Below are 3,383 nucleotides of genomic sequence, written 5' to 3'. Positions count from 1 at the left end.
GCGCCGCGAAGGATTCGCGGCGGCCCGCGTCGGTGCCGAATCGGAGCGCGGCGAGCCGCTCGGGGACGTGCCCCTCGGGGGCGCCCGCGCGCAGCACCACGACGGGCTTGCGCATCGCGGCCGCGCGGAGCGCGCTCCAGAAGCGGGCGGGTTCGCGGATGGCTTCCACCTGAATCGCGATCACGCGGGTCTTCACGTCGCGCGAGAAGTGTTCGAGCCAGTCGGGCATGCCGAGGTCCATCTCGGCGCCGGAATTGACGACGGCGGAAAAGCCCGCGTTCGTCTCGAGAATGCGCTCGACGAGCGCACTCGCGATCATCCCGGACTGGGTGATCAAGGCGATGTTGCCTTCGGGAGGCATCTCGACCCAGAAGCTCGCGTTGACGCCCTTGTGCGGGAGGGCGATCCCGATCGAGTCGGGACCGATCAGACGCAGGCCCTTCGCGCGGGCGGCGTCGGCGACGGCGCGTGCGGTGAGGCCGTCGACGAAGAGGTTGTCGTCCTCGGGGGCGATGAGGACCGCCCCCACCTTCGAGGCGTCCATCTTGTCCAAGGCTTCGGCGACACGGCGCTGCGGGAGGGCGAGCACCGCGAGGTCGACCGGGCCGGGCACCTCCGCCGTGCTCGCGTACGCGCGGTGTTCGCCCACGTAGCGGTACTTCGGATTCACCGGATGGAGCGCGATCCCCTGCGCGGCGCGGGCCGCGGCGCGCCAAAGGTGAAAGCCGCGGCTTTCGGGCCTTTCGCTGGCGCCGACGACGGCGATGCTGCGGGGGTTGAGCGCGCGCTCGATGGCGGTGGTCATGGCGGTGGCGGGGGAGCCGGAAGGAAAACTTCCGGACAGTGTAGCCAAAAACGGAGGCCCGTCCCATTCCCGCGCGGCCCCGTTAAACTTTAGGAATAGGCGTGCGGTACGGACGTACCGGAGACAAACAGGAAAAGGAGCCCCTATGAAGGTCAACGGCATTCCCACACGAAGCATTCGAAGCGTTGACGGCGGACGCGCGGTCGAGATCATCGACCAGACGCAGCTGCCCTACCGCGTCGAGAAGCGCGTGCTGAGCGACTGGCGCGACTGCGTCGAGGCGATCTCGACGATGCGCGTGCGCGGGGCGCCGCTGATCGGCGTGACGGGGGCCTGGGGCGTGGCCTTGGCCGCGCAGGAGCACCCGGAAAACGCGAAGCTGATCAGCGCCGCGGAGACGATCGCCAACGCCCGCCCGACGGCGGTGAACCTCTCCTGGGCCGTGCAGCGCATGCTCGCGGCGCTGCTCCCGCGCGATCCGTCGCTTCGCGCCGAGACCGCGGTGAAGTTGGCCGAAGAGATCACGCAGGAAGACGTGCTCACGTGCCGCGCGATCGGCGAGGCGGGCGTGCCCGTCATCGCCGAGCTCTACCGGAAGCTTCGCCGTCCCGTCAACATCCTCACGCACTGCAACGCCGGGTGGCTCGCCACCGTCGACTACGGCACGGCCTTGGCGCCCATCTACGCCGCCTTTGAGCGCGGCATGCCGGTGCACGTCTGGGTCGACGAAACGCGTCCGCGCAACCAGGGGCTTCTCACCGCTTGGGAACTCAAAGAGCACGGCGTGCCGCACACGATCATCGCGGACAACGCGGGCGGACAGCTCATGCAGCAGGGCGACGTCGACCTCGTGATCGTCGGCGCCGACCGCATCACGCGCCGCGGCGACGTCGCGAACAAGATCGGGACGTACCTCAAGGCCCTGGCGGCCTACGACAACGAGATTCCCTTCTACGCGGCCGCGCCCGCGTCGACGATCGACATGCGGCTCTCGGACGGCAAGCGCGAGATTCCGATCGAAAACCGCTCGCCCAACGAACTGCTCGTCGTCACCGGCGTCAACGCCGAGGGCCGCACGAGCTCGGTGCAGATCGCGCCCCTGGACGAATCCGTCGCGAACCCCGCCTTCGACGTGACGCACAACCGGTTCGTGACCGGGATCATCACCGAGCGCGGCATCGTGAAGCCGACCGAATTGGCCTCGGTCTTCAAGGACCTCATCCGGGACTGAAAGCCCATGACGACGCCGATCGACAGCGCCGCGCTGCGCGCGGGCCTCATTGAAACCGCCCGCGCGATGAACCGGCGCGGGATCAACGTCAACAAGTCGGGGAACGTCTCCGTCCGGGCGCTCTCCGACGAGGACGGCCGCGCGGGCTTCCTGATCACGCCCACCGGGATTCCCTACGAGTCGCTCGAACCCGACGACATCGTGTTCGTGCCCTTCGGGGGCGGCGCCCACCGTGGCCGCCGCAGGGCGTCGTCCGAATGGGAAATGCACGAGCGCGTGCTCGCGCGCAGGCCCGACGTCTCGGCCGTCGTGCACACGCACTCCGCGTACGCGACGGCGTTGGCGTGTCAGCGCCTGAGGATCCCGGCCTTTCACTACATGGTGGCGGCGGCCGGCGGCGACGCGATCGAGGTCGCACCCTACAAAACGTTCGGGACGCCCGAACTGGCGGATGCGGCCGCGGCGGCCTTGGCCGAGCGGAACGCCTGCCTGCTGGAGCACCACGGCGTGCTTGCCCTCGGAAAGACCCTGGAGAAGGCGCTCGCGCTCGCCGCGGAAGTCGAAAACCTCGCGCGGCAGTACGTGCTCGTGCGGGGGCTGGGCGAGCCGCGCCTGATTGAATCCGACGAGATGCGCCGCGTGATCGAAAAGTTCCGCACCTACGGCATGCAGCCGGCCGAGGGCGATGCCGCCGTGATTCCGGCGAAGCCGCAGGAACCCTCGCCCCCCGAGCGCTGGTGCACCGCGTCGGGGGCGACCGTCGCCTGCACGGAAAAGGTGAAGGTCCTCTCGGAAAACTGGGAGGAAGCGCGTTCGATGATGACCGACATGTTTGAGGACGCCGTGCTCCTGGGGGTGTCGAAAGCCTCCTTCCGGCAGGCGATGCATGCCTTGGTCGACAGCCTCGAGTGCGCCTACGAGGAGAAGAAGGAATGAGTGTTCGACATCGTTGGGCCGGGCGAGTGCTCGGTCTTCTTCTGCCCGTCATGCTCGCGGCGTGCGCGCACCCGCAGCTGATGGATCTGTCGATGAGCCGTGAGGCGGTCGAAGAGAAGCTGGGCCCCGCCGACGCCGCGACGAGGATGGATGACGGCACCACCCGCCTCGTCTACTCGATGCAGCCGATGTCGCAGCAGGTCTGGTGGCTCACGTTCGACGCGGCCGGGAACCTCGTCAGGAAGGAGGAGGTTCTCGACCGCGCGCACTTCGCCCTCATCAAGCCGGGCGTCTCGACCCAAAAGGACGTCTACGCGCTCTTCGGCGACTGCGCCCAGAAGTACGTCTTCCACCTCTCGGACCAGACGGCGTGGATGTACCGGTTTTTGGACGACGGGGTCTTCCACATGG

The 3,383-nt window shown here is 68.3% G+C and carries 4 protein-coding genes; 3 read left to right on the top strand and 1 reads right to left on the bottom strand.

From position 1 onward, the window contains the following. A partial coding sequence (locus HMPREF9440_RS11455) for a CoA-binding protein (protein ID WP_008542411.1) occupies window positions 1–805 on the bottom strand: 805 nt, incomplete at its 3' end. A gap of 145 nt (window positions 806–950) precedes the next feature. Here HMPREF9440_RS11455 and mtnA point away from each other — a divergent pair. The 3 genes from mtnA to HMPREF9440_RS05840 form a co-directional block, all read left to right on the top strand. Continuing rightward, complete coding sequence (mtnA, locus tag HMPREF9440_RS05850; RefSeq protein ID WP_008542410.1) at window positions 951–2,036, top strand: S-methyl-5-thioribose-1-phosphate isomerase; 1,086 nt, start codon at window positions 951–953, stop codon at window positions 2,034–2,036. A 6-nt stretch (window positions 2,037–2,042) separates the two neighbouring features. After that, window positions 2,043–2,972, top strand: coding sequence for a class II aldolase/adducin family protein (locus HMPREF9440_RS05845; RefSeq protein ID WP_008542409.1), 930 nt, complete (start codon window positions 2,043–2,045; stop codon window positions 2,970–2,972). Next, window positions 2,969–3,383, top strand: a 415-nt coding sequence (locus HMPREF9440_RS05840; RefSeq protein WP_148516465.1) for a hypothetical protein, incomplete at its 3' end; no start/stop codon positions are given. The genes HMPREF9440_RS05845 and HMPREF9440_RS05840, both read left to right, overlap by 4 nt.

The organism is Sutterella parvirubra YIT 11816, from assembly GCF_000250875.1.
Lineage (GTDB): Bacteria > Pseudomonadota > Gammaproteobacteria > Burkholderiales > Burkholderiaceae_F > Sutterella > Sutterella parvirubra.
The sequence above is the reverse complement of the archived record's forward strand: the minus strand, read 5'-3'. Positions and strand labels throughout refer to the sequence as shown.

What these genes read in the sequence shown, in the direction of transcription:
- mtnA (WP_008542410.1), top strand. Translation starts at nt 951, where the DNA reads ATGAAGGTCAACGGCATTCCCACACGAAGCATTCGAAGCGTTGACGGC.
- HMPREF9440_RS05845 (WP_008542409.1), top strand. Translation starts at nt 2,043, where the DNA reads ATGACGACGCCGATCGACAGCGCCGCGCTGCGCGCGGGCCTCATTGAA.